This is a genomic window from Micromonospora sp. L32 (assembly GCF_052068055.1).
In the GTDB taxonomy this organism is placed as follows: Bacteria; Actinomycetota; Actinomycetes; order Mycobacteriales; family Micromonosporaceae; genus Micromonospora; species Micromonospora purpureochromogenes.
Genome location: NZ_JBQHDD010000008.1, coordinates 81,284 through 94,661, shown reverse-complemented (window position 1 = coordinate 94,661; position 13,378 = coordinate 81,284). Strand labels below are relative to the sequence as shown.

The following is a 13,378-nucleotide window of genomic DNA, read 5'->3' as shown; positions in this document are numbered from 1 at the left end:
GCATGCAGCTGTCCTTCCTGCGCCCGCTCTACGACCGTCCCGGGCCGTGGTGCTCGGTCTACCTGGACGCCTCCAGGGACACCCACGACGCCCACCCCCAGGTGGACCTCCGCTGGCGGGACCTCAAGGGGCGCCTGCTGGAGCAGGGCGCCGACGCGGTGACCGTCGAGGCGATCGGGCAGGTGGTGCGCGGACACGACCCGATGCCCGGGGACTACGGCCTGGCGATCTTCGCCACCGGTGGCCGGGTGGTGCTCACCGAGTACCTCAGCGCGCCACCGTTCAAGAACCTGGCCGTCTGGTCCGCCCTGCCGCACACCATGCCGCTGGTCGCCCAGCGAGGCGAGCAGATCGCCTGGGTCCGGGTGCTGGCCGACCGGACCGGCGCCGAGGCGATCGCGATCAGCGCCGGTGGGGTGCCCCGCCGGGCCCAGGTCGCCGGTCGGGAGAGCGGCCAGCTGCGCCGGGTCCAGCCGGGCGGCTGGTCCCAGTCGCGCTACCAGCGCTCCGCGGTGGAGGCGTGGCACCACAACGCCGGCGACGCCGTCGCGGCCACCGTCCAACTGGCCGAGCAGGTCGGCGCCGAGGTGGTGGTGGTGGCCGGGGACGTCCGGGCCACCGGCATGATCGCCGCGCAGCTGCCGACCCGCTGGCAGGACGTGCTGGTGCGTACCGACGCGGGGGCGCGCGCCGGCGGTGCCGACCCGCAGCTGATGGACGACATCACCGTGCAGGCCATCGCCGAGGTCGCCGAGCAGCACATCAATGCCGCCCTCGACCGCTTCGGCATGCAGGAGGACGTGGGCGCCGGGCTGGAGGCCGTGGTGGCCGCCCTGCAGCGCAACCAGGTCGACACCATGCTCATCGTCGACGACCCGTCGGCGACCGGTCAGCTCTGGATCGGTCCGGAGCCGACCGACATCGCCATCGAGCCGGGGCAGCTCCCCGCGGTGCGCGACCCGCAGCAGGTCCGCGCCGACGCGGCCCTGGTCCGCGCCCTGGTCGGCACCGACGCCGAGCTGGCCGTCCTGGGCCGGGACGAGGCACCGGACCTGACCGACGGCATCGGCGCGGTGCTGCGCTACGTCGACGCCGGCACCCCCGGGCGCGGCAATGGCTGACCGGACGGTCGCGGACCTGGTGGTGGACCGGCTGCGGGCCTGGCGGGTGCCCCGCGCCTTCGGCTACCCGGGCGAGGCCATCGCCCCGCTGGTCGAGGCGCTGGACGCCGCCGGGGGTGACCCGGAGTTCGTGCCGGCCCGCCACGAGGAGACCGCCTCGTTCATGGCCACCGGGCACGCCAAGTACACCGGTGGGATCGGCGTCTGCCTGGCCACCCAGGGCCCCAGCGCGGTGCACCTGCTCAACGGCCTGTACGACGCCAAGCTGGACAGCAAGCCGGTGGTGGCGATCGTCGGCGAGGACGTCACCGGCCCGCTGGGCGGCGCGCACGAGGAGATCGGCCTGAGCCGGCTCTTCGGCGACGTGTGCAACCAGTTCGTCCGGTACGGCCGCACTCCGGGGCAGGTGGTGGTCCTGCTGGATCAGGCGTTCCGGACCGCCGCGGCCACCCGCAGCCCCACCTGTGTGGTGCTGCCCCGGGAGTTGCAGGAGAGCGCCGTACCCGATCTCCAGCCGCAGGCGGCCGGGGTGCTGACCGCGACGCCGGGGGAGCCGCTGGCCCGGGTGCTGCCGCACGACGCGGACCTGGACGCCGCGGCCTCGCTGCTCACCATCGGGCAGCGGGTGGCGATCCTGGTCGGTCAGGGCGCCCGGGGCGCCGAGGACGAGGTCGTGGCACTGGCCGACCGGCTCGGCGCCGGAGTGGCCACCTCGCTGCTCGGCAAGCCGGTGCTCGACGAGCGGCTGCCGTTCCACACCGGGGTGCTCGGCGAGGCCGGCACCACGGCGGCCGCGCAGCTGATGGGCGGCGCCGACACGCTGCTGCTGGTCGGCACGAACGACCCGTGGACCGACTACTTCCCGATGGCCGGGCAGACCCGGACCGTTCAGATCGACATCGACGGGCGGCGGATCGGCACCCGCTACCCGGTGGACGTGCCGCTGGTCGGCGACGCCGCCGAGACGCTGCGCGCGCTGCTCACCCGGGTGCACGACCAGCCGAACCGGCAGTGGCGCGCCACCGTCGAGGGCTCGGTGGACCGCTGGCGGCAGGAATCGATCGCCCGCGCCGAGGCGCCCGCCCAGCCGGTCAACCCGCAGCTGGTGCTGCACGAACTCTCCAACCGGCTGCCCCGGCGCGGCGCGGTCGCCGTCGACGTCGGCTCGGTCATCTACTGGTACGCCCGCCACCTGGAGCTGCCGCCCGGGGTGAACGCGCAGCTCTGCGGCACGCTCGGCTCGATGGGCTGCGCGCTGCCCTACGCCCTCGCCGCCAAGCTCGCCCACCCCGACCAGCCGGTGCTCGCGTTGCTCGGCGACGGCGCCATGCAGCTCAACGGCCTCGCCGAGCTGATCACCGTGGCGCACCGCTGGCACGAGTGGGCGGATCCGCGGCTGGTGGTGCTGGTGCTCAACAACCGCGACCAGTCCGGCATGGGCGGCGGCCGACAGGTCACCGACGCCACCCACCGCCGCCCGGACGTGCCGTACGCGGGCTGGGCCCGGCTGCTCGGGTTGCACGGGGTCCGGGTCGACCGGCCGGACCTGGTCGGCGCGGCCTGGGACGAGGCGCTCGCCGCGGACCGGCCGTGCGTGCTGGAGGCGGTCGTGGACCCGGAGGTGCCGTTGCGCCCGCCGGAACCGGCGCTGGCCGACCTGCGGGGGGTCTTCGCCGACGGCGACGCCGCCCGCCGGGTCCGCGAGCGGATGCTCGCCACCCGGATGACCGTGGAGGCGGAGGACCTCGTTTAGGGCAATCGGGGCAGGGCATCAGGAGACCCCCAGTCGTCACCGGGAGGTTCCATGTCCGACTCCGTCGACCGCCGCTACGGCCCCGCGCCGCTGCCGCAGCCCCGGGGCCCGGTCTCCACCGCCGTGATCGAGGCGCTGGTCCGGCCGCCGCACGAGCTGCCGGCCGGGCTGGGCGCGGAGCTCGACCCGGCGGACCCGGTGGTCGACGAGGACCTCCAGCTCACCCTCTTCCTCTGCTACGAGCTGCACTACCGGGGCTGGCAGGGGGTGGACGAGGACTGGGAGTGGCAGCCGTCGCTGCTGGCGTTGCGGTCCGTCGCCGAGCGGCCCTTCGAGGCGGCGCTGCGCCGGCTGGTCGGCCGGCTGCCGGCGGTGCTGCCCGGCGGGGTGCCGCGCGCGCTGGCCGACCTGGTGGCCGCCGCCGACGGCCCGTCGCTGGCCGCCGCGCTGCAGCGCCGGGCGACGCTGGCCCAGTTCCGCGAGTTCGTCACCCACCGGTCGATCTACCACCTGCGGGAGGCCGACCCGCACAGCTGGGGCCTGCCCAGGTTGGCCGGTCCGGCCAAGGCCGCGCTCGTGGAGATCCAGATGGACGAGTACGGCAACGGCCGGCTGGACCGGATGCACGCCGAGCTGTTCCGTCGCACCCTGGACCGGCTCGACCTGGACACCGGGTACGCGGCGTACCTGGACCTGGTGCCCGCCGTCACCCTGGCCACCAACAATGTGATCTCGCTGTTCGGCCTGCACCGGCGGCTGCGCGGCGCGCTGCTCGGCCACCTCGCCGCCTTCGAGATGACGTCCTCGCTGCCCAACCGCCGGTACGGCAACGGCCTGCGCCGCCTCGGGCTGGACGAGCCGGCCACCCGCTTCTACGACGAGCACGTCGAGGCCGACGCGGTGCACGAGCAGATCGCCGCGCACGACCTCTGCGGTGGACTGGTCCGCACCGAGCCCGGCCTCGCCGCCGACGTGCTGTTCGGCGCGGCGGCCGCCCTGGCAGTAGACCGGCTCTTCGCCGGCCACCTGCTGGACACGTGGGCGACCGGCGGCTCGTCGCTGCGGGCCGTCGCCGAGCCCTCCCGGGTGGCCGTGGCCGCCTGAGCCGACCGGCAACCACGCCGCGCGCCCGCCGCATCGCTGAGCGGGCCTGCCCTCCGGGCGGTGGGTCAGCCTTCGCGGTCGGTGCCGGCGCGGAAGTTGATCGCCTTGTGGGTGCCGTCGCAGAACGGCTTCAGCGCCGACTTGCCGCACCGGCACAGCGCCACCGTGCCCCGCCGGGCGTCGATGTTGCGCCCGTCCGGGGTGACCAGCGCGAAGTCGCCCCGGACCAGCAGCGGTCCGTCCTCGTAGGGGGTGATGGTCGCCGCCGCGTCGGCGGTGGGGTGCTCGGCGCTCATGGGACCGGATGTGCCCCTGCCGGCCCGGCCGAAACCCGCCGGGGCGGCCGGACGCCGGTGGGCGTCGACTCACCCGAGCGCCCCGGACCGGCGTACCGCCGCCCACCCGAGCATTGCCCCCAATGCCCGTTTAGACCCCATCCGGACGGGAAGCCGGGTCGCGTGGTGAGCGAACGAGGCAAGGTGGGGCCGGTGCCCAAGGTGCAGAAGGGGCTGACGGCAGACGGCGCCGGCATGGCCGGCGACCGGGTCGTCGCCGCGGGCAGTACGGCGCGGGTGCTGGTGGCGGCCACCGCCCGGGCCCTGCGCGGCGTCGACTGCGGCGACCTCGGCCAGGCGACGCCGCTGTCCCGGTTCACCGCGGCGCCCGAATCGGTCCGCCGCGCCGCCGCCGCGCGGGCCGCCGGCCGGGTCGCGCTCACCCCGGACCAGACCGCCGAGGTCGACGCCGAGCGGGTCGCCCGGTGGATCGTCGACCAGTACCCCCGCCGCCGGTACCCCGGGGTGGTGCTGGGCTCCCCGCACGCCTCGGCGGTGCACCTGGCGGTCGCCCTGGGCGTACCGTGGCTGCCTGCCGCCTTCGAGATGACCGCGCACTGGACCCGCGGCGCGGTGGACCGGCCGCGCGCGGCCCTGGACCACGGCGCGGCGCTCGCCGCCCGGGTGCTGGCCGGCAACCCCGAGCTGCACCTGCGGCAGGTGCACTGCCCGGCCAGCCGGGGCGCGCTGGCCGGGTCCACGGTGTCGCTGGTGGCCCGCTGGCAGGCCCTGCCCCGGGCGTACGCCCGCTTCCTGGCCGACCGCCTGGAGCCCGCCGCGTCGCTGGTGGTGGTCCGGGACGCGCGCACCTGGCCGGTCAGCGACGAGGGGCAGGGGCACAGCTTCCAGCTCGGCTGCCCGGGCAGCGGCCTGGAGCCGGTGGACTTCCACCCCGACTCGCACGCGCTGCGCCAGGTGCTCCGCTCGGCCGGCGGCGACGGCGGGCACTGGGAACCGCCGGAGGTCTCCGCCGCCGGGGAGCACGCCGAGCACGGGGTGGAGCCCGGCTTCGTCGACGGGGCGCGGCACTGGGGCCGGCGGCACGGCCACGGGCTGCACGAGGTGCACGTCCCGCAGCCCACGGCGCTGAGCGCGGCCGTCGCCGACCTGTACCGGCGCTGGCTGCGGCGGGCCGGCAAGACCGGCGACCGGCTGGTGGTCGAGTGCGGCCGGCTGCTCGACCCGTGGCAGGTGGTGCGGGCGGGGCTGGTGCCGTACTGGTGCGAGAACGCCACCCGGCGCAGCGTCGACGGGGTGGAGTTGTGGCTGGCCGGCAGCGAGCCGTTCAGCTCGGTGGACGTGCTGCCGGAGTCGCCGGGGATGCGCTCGCCCGCCCTCGCCGGGCTGCCCCAGTGGCTCGCCGTGGCCGCGTTCGGCCGCCGCCGCCGGGCGCTCGACCGCACCGCCGCCCGGGGCTACCCGATCGCCTCGGTGCCCACCCGCCGGGCCACCGAGGTGCTCCGCAACCAGCCGTACGACCTGCCGGTGCCGCCGCCGATCGGGGTGGCCGAGGCGGTCGCCGCGCTGCGGGAGGACGGTGCTCCGATGGGCCTCGCCGTCTCCTGAATCCGGCGGGAAACCGGACGTCCGGCGGTTTCCCGCCGACCCGCCGGACCGAGCTGGCGAAACATCCTCGCGAACCCGGGGTCGCGTGATTGAGTACCTACGGAGCGGGAACACCGCTCGCTGCGACGGATCGAGCACGCCGCGTAGCGTGCTGTCGTCGCTCTCGCGCGTCCGGTGACACCGGCGCGGCACGTGACCCAACTTCCGGCCCGGTGCGTGGCCCGACCACGCGCACGACCGGCTCCCATCCGGGCGGGGGACCTTCCTGAGGGAGGCGCGGATGTTCGGACAGACCACCACAACCACACCACCGCCGACGGAACGCGGCCTGGAGGACCTGGACGCGGCCGCGCTGGCGTACGCGGCGCGAATCGCGGGCCTGCCACCGGAGCGTCGGCAGGAGGCCCGGGACGACCTCGTCCGGTTCGCCCTGCCCTTCGCCGGCCGGCTGGCCCGCCGCTACCGGGGGCGCGGCGAGCCGCTGGAGGACCTGGAGCAGGTGGCCCGCCTCGGCCTGGTCAACGCCGTCGACCGGTACGACCCCGAGCGGGGCTCGTTCACCGCGTACGCGGCGATCACCATCGTCGGCGAGATCAAACGACACTTCCGGGACCGCACCTGGGGGGTGCACGTGCCCCGCCGGCTGCGCGACCTGATCCTGGAGGTCGGGCAGGCCACCGCGGCGCTGACCAGCGAGCTGTCCCGGGCGCCGAGCGTGGCGGAGCTGGCCGCGCGGCTGGAGACCCCGGAGGAGGAGATCCTCGCCGCGCTGGAGTCGGCCGCCGGCTACAGCCCGGCCTCGCTGAACGCGCCGGTGGGCGGGGAGAGCTCGGCCGAGTTCGGCGACCTGGTCGGCGAGTCCGACAACGCGCTGGAGTCCGTCGACGACCGGGTGACGGTCAGCGGGCTGCTGCACCGGCTGCCCTGGCGGGAACGGCGCATCCTGGCCATGCGGTTCTACGGCAACCAGACCCAGGCGGAGATCGCAGCCCGGTTCGGCATCTCCCAGATGCACGTCTCCCGGCTGCTGTCCCGGGCGCTGACCTGGCTGCGCCAGGCGATGCTCGCCGACGCGCCGCCGCCCTGGCAGAACGGCGCCGCCGAGTGCGAGACCGGCCGGAACCGGATCGCGCTCAAGCGCACCGGCGACCGGGTGGTGGTCGAGGTCGGCGGCGAGATCGACCGGGACGGCGCCGACCAGCTGCGCCGGGTGATGCTGGAGGCGGTCACCGGCCAGCCCCGCGAGGTGGTGGTCGACCTGGACGGCGCCGGCGGGGTCGACGCCGGCGGGATCGCCGCCCTGATGGCCGGCCGCGACGCGGCGGCGCGCACCGGCGTCCCGCTGCGGCTGACCCGGGTCCAGCCCGCGGTACGCCGGTCGCTCACCGCCGCCGGCCTGCCCGCCACCGCCGACGCCTGATCACTGCCGCCCCGACCTCGGCACGGCGCGCCCGTGCCGGGATCGGGGCGGCTGCCCGCTGTGGCGCGAGGGAAGCAACGGGAGGCGACACGGTGCGGCCGCCACCACCGAGTCGCGGTGGTGACGGCCACGTGCCCGTCGGCGCGGCGAGCGCCCGGTCACTGCTCCTCGGGGTCGCCCTTGGTGTGCGGATGCCGCCAGCGCTCGTCCGACTCCGGGCGCGCCTGGGCGCCGAGCGGGTTCCCCTCCGGCTCGTCGGTCTGCTCGAAGCTGGGCCGGCGCACCACCTCCGGCTCCGGTACCTCGACCGGCCGGGCCCCGGACTGCGGGGCGGGCTGGTACTCCACCGCCTCCCGGGCACCGTGCGCGCCCTCGGCCGCCGGCGACTCCGGGACGTGCCGCTCGTGTCGCAGCTCCTCGCGGAACTCCTGGGGCGGGAGGGTGGTGCGCTGCGGCAGGTCCCGGCCCAGGTCGGCGACGTGCGGGCCGTACTTGGCGTCGAACGCCGGGCGCTCGGAGCGGATCCGGAGCATCCGGTCGAAGTTGCGCAGCGGGGGCGGGCAGGTCGTCGCCCATTCCAGGGAGTTGCCGAAGCCCCACGGGTCGTCGACGTTGACCATCGCCCCGTACCGCCAGGTTTTCCAGACGTTGTAGATGAAGAACAACGTGGACGCGCCGAGCACGAACGAACCGATGCTGGAGACCATGTTCAGCGTGGTGAAGCCGTCCTGCGCCAGGTAGTCGGCGTACCGGCGGGGCATGCCCTCGGTGCCCAGCCAGTGCTGCACCAGGAAGGTGGCGTGGAAGCCGAGGAACATCGTCCAGAAGTGAATCTTGCCGAGCCGCTCGTCGAGCAGCCGGCCGGTCATCTTCGGGAACCAGAAGTAGATCCCGCCGAAGGCGGCGAAGACGATCGTGCCGAAGAGCACGTAGTGGAAGTGCGCCACCACGAAGTAGGTGTCGGTGGTGTGGAAGTCCGCCGGCGGGCTGGCCAGCAGCACCCCGGTGAGGCCGCCGAGCAGGAAGGTGACCAGGAAGCCGATGGCGAAGAGCATCGGCGTCTCGAAGGTGATCTGTCCCTTCCACATGGTGCCGATCCAGTTGAAGAACTTCACCCCGGTGGGCACCGCGATCAGATAGCTGAGGAAGCTGAAGAAGGGCAGCAGCACCTGGCCGGTGCCGAACATGTGGTGCGCCCAGACGGTCATCGACAGCACGGTGATGGCGATGGTGGCGAGCACCAGACCGGTGTAGCCGAAGATCGGCTTGCGGGCGAAGACCGGAATGACCTCGGTGATGATGCCGAAGAACGGCAGCGCGACGATGTAGACCTCGGGATGGCCGAAGAACCAGAACAGGTGCTGCCAGAGCATCGGCCCGCCGGTGGCCGCGTCGAAGACGTGCGCGTTGAGCAACCGGTCCGCGGCGAGCGCGAAGAGGACGGCGGCCAGCAGCGGGAAGACCAGGATCACCAGGACGCTGGTCAGCAGCAGGTTCCAGGTGAAGATCGGCATCCGGAACATCGTCATCCCGGGCGCCCGTAGGGTGAGCGTGGTGGTGATCAGGTTGACCGCGCCCAGGATGGTGCCCAGGCCGGAGAGGGCCAGCCCGACCACCCACATGTTGGCGCCGACGCCCGGGGAGTTCTCCACGTCGCTGAGCGGGTTGTATGCCGTCCAGCCGAAGTCGGCCGCCCCGCTCGGGGTGGCGAACGCGGCGACCACGATGGCGCCGCCGAACAGGTAGAGCCAGTACGCGAGGGCGTTCAGGCGGGGAAAGGCGACGTCCGGCGCGCCGATCTGCAACGGCACGATGTAGTTGCCGAAGCCGAACACCAGTGGCGTCGCGAAGAGCAGCAGCATGATCGTGCCGTGCATGGTGAAGGACTGGTTGTACTGCTCGGCGGAGAGGATCTGCAGGCCCGGCCGGGCCAGCTCGATCCGGACCAGCAGCGCCAGCACTCCGCCGATGATGAAGAAGATGAATGAGGTCGCCAGGTACAGCAGGCCGATCTGCTTGGCATCGGTGGTGCCGAGCAGCTTGATCAGTTTGTCTCCGGGCAGCGCCGGCCGGAGCGGGCCGGGAAAGCCGCCGAACCGAGCCGGCGCCAGGATGGCGGGTCCCCGGTCTCGTGCCGGCTCCGTGGTCACCCGTCTGGGCATTGGCTTCTCACCCCGTCGTCACGACAGAAAGGACGGGCGCGACTACCCGCCCCTCTGCCCATGTAACCAGGCGAGAGAGGGAATTTCGGTCAATTCGCCGGCACGACCGCCCAGACGACCTTTCCGTCGGCGAGCGGGGCGCTGCCCCACCGCTGCGCCAATTCCCGGACCAGCATCAGCCCGCGCCCACCCTCGGCACGCAGCCCCTGGTTGTTCGGCCGTGCCGCGCTGCGGCTGCCGTCGGTCACCGCCACGTGCAGGTACGGCCGGCGCAGCGTCAGCGTCACCTGCATCGGCGTGTGCGCGTGCCGCACCACGTTGCCGACCAGCTCGCTGAGCACCAGCGAGGCCGGGCCGACCAGCTCCGGCGCGTTCCACCGGCCGCAGGCCTCGCCGACCAGCTCCCGGGCGCGCCGGCAGGCGGTCGCCACCGGCTCCAGCCGGGCCCGTAGCCGGGGCGCGGCGACCTCGCCGGCCAGCCGGGTCGCCTCGGCACAGTTCCGGTGCACCGGCACTACCCGGCAGGCGGTGGACTCGGCGAGCCAGGCGGCGGCGTCCGACGGAGGAGCGCAGAGCAGCACCGGCACGGCCGGCCACCCGGCGGCCTCGCGGGCCGTGGCGGCGAAGACGGACAGCGCGAGCCGGTCGGCGACGGTGACGTCCGCCAGGTCGATCACCAGCGCGTCGGGTTGGGCGGAGAGGCAGCGGTCCAGCACGGTGTGCACCGACCGCATCGTGCCGAGGTCGAGCGCGCCGTGCAGGTGGACGACGGTCACGGGGGACTCGTCGCGCACCTCGCAGCTGATCCGGCTCGCCATCGGCCCCTCGATTCCGCTCGCATGCCCAGATCCAGCCAGGTACCCGGGGCTTCTCCGGGTGAAACCGGACCGACCGGATACGGTGGCCGGGTCAGTGGCGATCCCCGTCACGTCGGGTGAGCACGCCGAGCGCGAGCATTCCCGCGCCGAGCGCGAGGTGCAGGGCGTCGGCGGCGGGGTTGACCGGGATGAAATTCGCCGCGCTGCGCTGGTCGACGGCCAACCCGTAGAGCCACAGCACCAGGTAGACCGCCCCGCCGCCGACCAGGTAGGCGCGCGCCAGCCCGACGGTGCGCGACAGCGCCAGCCCCGCCACGCCGAAGGCCAGGTGTAGCAGGTTGTGCAGCACCGACACCTGGAACAACCCGAACAGCTGGGCGCCGGACTGGTGCCCGGCCAGCCGCAGGTCGGCGTAGTCGCTGGTGATCCCCGGCACGAACCCCAGGGCCCCGATCAGGAGGAACACCGTCCCGACCGTGGCGGCGGCCCGGCGTACCGGCGCGCGGCCGTCCGCCGGGTTGCGCCGGGCCCGGGAGTGGGCCATCGGACCGGCCATCGCGCGCTCCCTCCGTCGCGCCGTGGCGTTCCCGCCTCCCGGCCCGCCAAACGGGCCCGGACCATGCCGGTCCGGGCCCGTGAGAGCAGGGGGTACGCCTCAGGCGACCTGCAACTGCCGGGCCCGGGCGCCCTCGCGGACCCGCTCGTACAGCTCGACGTAGCGCTGCGCCATCATCGCCGGGGTGAACCGGGTCGCGGCCTCCCGCCGGCACTCGTCCGCGTCGAGCAGACTGGCCGCCAGCAGCAGGTCGCCGAGCTCGTCCTCGTCGGTGGTGAGCAGGCCGGTGCGGCCGTGCTCGATCAGCTCGGGCAGGCAGCCGCGGGCGGTCGCCACCACGGGGGTGCCCAGCGCGAGGGACTCCACCACGGCGGTGCCGCCCGGTTCCTCCCAGCGCAGCGGGAACAGCGAGGCCTTCGCCCCGGCCAGCAGGTCGTCGCGGTCCTGACCGGCCACCGTGCCGACCCAGCGGACCAGCTCGCCGTCGACGTGCGGGGCCACCTCGTCGTAGAAGAAGCGCACGTCGGGGTTCTGCCGGGCCTCGTCGCCGGCGGCGGCCAGGTCCTCCGGCCGGTGGTACGGCCCGACCGGGCCGGCGAGCACCAGCGGCACTCCGACCAGCTGGGCCAGCCGGGCGCCCACGTCCTGCCCCTTGCCCGGGTTGATCCGCCCCAGGATGATCGCGTAGTCGCCCTTCTCCGGGCGCGGCGTGCGGTCCGCGCCGACGGCCAACGGGGTGGACAGGTGCACGTGCCCCACCGAGTGCTCCCGCAGCGCCCGGGGAGCGCGGGCCAGCTGGGAGGCGGAGACACCGTTGACCCGGACCCGGTCACCGGCGTCCAGGTTGCCGTAGAGCTCGGGGTGCTTGGCCAGGTCCCAGTGCAGGGTGTGCAGCACGGGCGGGCCGTCCGGCCCCATCGCGGCCAGGGTGGCCAGCCCGACCGCCTCCACGTGGTCGTGCACCAGGTCGATGTCGTCGCGGTGGTGCAGCTGCCGGATTACCCCGTTGAGGTGGGCCTGGGAGACGCCGCACACCTGGTTGTAGGGGCGTTGCAGGGCGTGGAACTGCCCGTCGGGAAAGACCGAGAACTTCTCGTCGACCGGCAGGGTGCTGCTCTCCACCGAGGCCAGCACCACCCGTACGCCCAGGCGTCGCAGCTCCGGCACCAGGGTGGCGATGACGTTCTCGATCCCGCCGTAGCCGGGGGGCGGCACCGACAACCAGGGGCCGGCGTTCATCAGGACGGTGAGGCTCATCGCGTTGTGGTCCTTCCCTCGGCGGAGACCCGATGGGTCGTCCGCTCTCCGCCCCCGGCCGGCTCGTGCCGGCCGTCGGGTACCCGTCGCGGCGACCCGCCGCTCACGCCGCCACCCGCCGGCGCGGCACCCGGTGCCGCAGCTGGGCCAGCGGCGGGCGCTCGTCCACGGAGACGTCGCTGACCACGATCTCCCGGTCCAGGTTGGGCAGCGCGTCCGAGCCGCCCCGGCGGAACTGGGTGAGCATGGTGGCCGGCATGGTGCCGGGGCTGGCCCAGCCCCGGCGCTGCAACCGCGACCAGGCGGTGTGCATGATCTGCGCGGACATCCGGCCCAGGGCCGCGGTGTCCTGGTGGCGGTGCTTGCGCTCGCCGAGGTCGACCTGGGCGAGGGCGTCGAGGCCGACCAGCTCCAGCAGGTCGATCAGCATCGCCGTCTCGACCCCGTAGCCGGAGACGAACGGCACCTGCTCCAGCACCTCCCGGCGTCCGGCGTACTCGCCGGCGAGGGGCTGCACGAAACCGGCCAGCTCCGGCCAGAAGAGGTTGAGCAGGGGGCGGGCCATCAGCTCCGTCACCCGCCCGCCACCGTCGGCCTCCACGCTGCTCGCGCCGACCAGCGGCCGATGGTAGAAGCCCTTCACGAAGTCCACCGACGGATCGGTCAGCAGCGGGCCGATCAGGCCGGTCACGAAGTGCGGACGGAACTCGCGCAGGTCGGCGTCGATGAACGCGACCACGTCGCCCTCGGCGGCGGCCAGACCGGCCCAGAGCGCGTCGCCCTTGCCGGTCAGTCGGGGCAGCCCCCGGGTCATCGCGTCCTGGCTGACCACCTCCGCGCCGGCGGCCCGGGCCACCTGCGCGGTCCGGTCGGTGGACCGGGAGTCCACCACGATCAGCTCGTCGACCAGGGCGACCCGGTCCATCAGGTGTTCGCGGATCGTCGACACGATCGCGCCGACGGTGACCTCCTCGTTGCGGGCCGGCAGCACCACACTGACCCGGGTGTCACCCTTGGCCCGCATCAGCCGCCGCGTCGGCCAGTCGTTGGCCGAAGTCGTCCGGTAAGTCGCCCATGCCTCCACCACTGGTGAGACGATCGAATCTGTATCCCGCACTGGCACACCCCCAGATCGTGGCGGAAAACGCGGAGTTGGTTTTCCCATCTCCGCCCGCGCGCTAACCGGATCATGCCTAACAGCTTGATCACGGGCCGTGCACCAGCCGGTTCCCGGCAGATGAACGGTTCGTTGCCGAACGCACGGGGTTTCGCGTTCGGGCGGTGGG

At 74.1% G+C, this 13,378-nt stretch carries 11 protein-coding genes; 5 read left to right on the top strand and 6 right to left on the bottom strand.

Annotated features, from left to right (window positions below; all coding sequences use genetic code 11):
- The first annotated feature begins 2 nt into the window (after positions 1-2).
- The 3 genes from ACTMTB_RS22365 to ACTMTB_RS22355 are packed head-to-tail and all read left to right on the top strand — an operon-like array spanning position 3 to position 3,978.
- Positions 3-1,121: a baeRF2 domain-containing protein gene (locus ACTMTB_RS22365; RefSeq protein ID WP_441148213.1), complete on the top strand. Its 1,119-nt coding sequence runs from the start codon at positions 3-5 to the stop codon at positions 1,119-1,121.
- A complete protein-coding gene (locus ACTMTB_RS22360; RefSeq protein ID WP_441148212.1) occupies positions 1,114-2,874 on the top strand; it encodes a thiamine pyrophosphate-binding protein in 1,761 nt (586 codons plus the stop codon). The genes ACTMTB_RS22365 and ACTMTB_RS22360 overlap by 8 nt, the downstream gene beginning before the upstream one ends.
- A gap of 51 nt (positions 2,875-2,925) precedes the next feature.
- Entirely contained in the window at positions 2,926-3,978 is a 1,053-nt protein-coding gene (locus ACTMTB_RS22355; RefSeq protein ID WP_441148211.1) for an iron-containing redox enzyme family protein, read from the top strand.
- 65 nt (positions 3,979-4,043) lie between these two features.
- Here the strand turns inward: ACTMTB_RS22355 and ACTMTB_RS22350 are convergent, their stop codons facing one another.
- Positions 4,044-4,274, bottom strand: coding sequence for a CDGSH iron-sulfur domain-containing protein (locus ACTMTB_RS22350; RefSeq protein WP_441148210.1), 231 nt, complete (start codon positions 4,272-4,274; stop codon positions 4,044-4,046).
- A gap of 234 nt (positions 4,275-4,508) precedes the next feature.
- Here ACTMTB_RS22350 and ACTMTB_RS22345 point away from each other — a divergent pair, with 234 nt between their 5' ends.
- Complete coding sequence (locus tag ACTMTB_RS22345) at positions 4,509-5,879, top strand: hypothetical protein (protein WP_441148363.1); 1,371 nt, start codon at positions 4,509-4,511, stop codon at positions 5,877-5,879.
- Positions 5,880-6,159: 280 nt separating this feature from the next.
- Complete coding sequence (locus ACTMTB_RS22340; RefSeq protein ID WP_154937603.1) at positions 6,160-7,299, top strand: SigB/SigF/SigG family RNA polymerase sigma factor; 1,140 nt, start codon at positions 6,160-6,162, stop codon at positions 7,297-7,299.
- A gap of 158 nt (positions 7,300-7,457) precedes the next feature.
- On the opposite strand, the gene ctaD is transcribed toward ACTMTB_RS22340, so the two are convergent.
- From ctaD to ACTMTB_RS22315, 5 genes are all read right to left on the bottom strand, one after another.
- Complete coding sequence (gene ctaD, locus ACTMTB_RS22335; RefSeq protein WP_441148209.1) at positions 7,458-9,461, bottom strand: aa3-type cytochrome oxidase subunit I; 2,004 nt, start codon at positions 9,459-9,461, stop codon at positions 7,458-7,460.
- A gap of 89 nt (positions 9,462-9,550) precedes the next feature.
- Positions 9,551-10,279 (bottom strand): ATP-binding protein, encoded by a 729-nt coding sequence (locus ACTMTB_RS22330; RefSeq protein WP_441148208.1) that lies wholly within the window; start codon positions 10,277-10,279, stop codon positions 9,551-9,553.
- A gap of 91 nt (positions 10,280-10,370) precedes the next feature.
- Complete coding sequence (locus ACTMTB_RS22325; protein WP_441148207.1) at positions 10,371-10,835, bottom strand: DUF4383 domain-containing protein; 465 nt, start codon at positions 10,833-10,835, stop codon at positions 10,371-10,373.
- A gap of 99 nt (positions 10,836-10,934) precedes the next feature.
- Positions 10,935-12,092 (bottom strand): glycosyltransferase, encoded by a 1,158-nt coding sequence (locus ACTMTB_RS22320; protein ID WP_441148206.1) that lies wholly within the window; start codon positions 12,090-12,092, stop codon positions 10,935-10,937.
- A 103-nt stretch (positions 12,093-12,195) separates the two neighbouring features.
- Complete coding sequence (locus ACTMTB_RS22315; RefSeq protein ID WP_210778326.1) at positions 12,196-13,209, bottom strand: glucosyl-3-phosphoglycerate synthase; 1,014 nt, start codon at positions 13,207-13,209, stop codon at positions 12,196-12,198.
- Between the last annotated feature and the right edge of the window lie 169 nt (positions 13,210-13,378).